The 245-nt window shown below is 56.7% G+C and carries 1 protein-coding gene; it reads right to left on the bottom strand.

The window, feature by feature from the left end; all coding sequences use genetic code 11:
• Nucleotides 1-191: hypothetical protein (locus QP415_RS12600; protein WP_264349765.1), on the bottom strand; the 191-nt coding region annotated here is incomplete at its 3' end.
• Nucleotides 192-245: the final 54 nt, after the last annotated feature.

Below are 245 nucleotides of genomic sequence, written 5' to 3'. Positions count from 1 at the left end.
CCGTAATCGTCAGGGTCAGGCGGTGTGAGGCCATAGATTTCCTGAGGCAGAAGGTCGGACAAGGGGTCAACTTCGACAACGTCGCGGCTAGTGCTCTCCGTCTCTTCGAGCGCGTCCTCAGCCTGACGCATCACACGCCACCCAATAAGACCGAGAGTCCGCGAGATTGCTTCCAGCTCTCCAACGGTCATCGGTCTACCTCTTCGTAAGACATCGCCCAGTCGAGTGAGCTTAACTCCAGATTT

Origin of the sequence: Pauljensenia sp. UMB3104 (genome assembly GCF_030217285.1) — a bacterium.
Classification (GTDB): domain Bacteria; phylum Actinomycetota; class Actinomycetes; order Actinomycetales; family Actinomycetaceae; genus Pauljensenia.
Note: the sequence above shows the minus strand (reverse complement) of the source record. Positions and strands in the feature narration are given on the sequence as shown.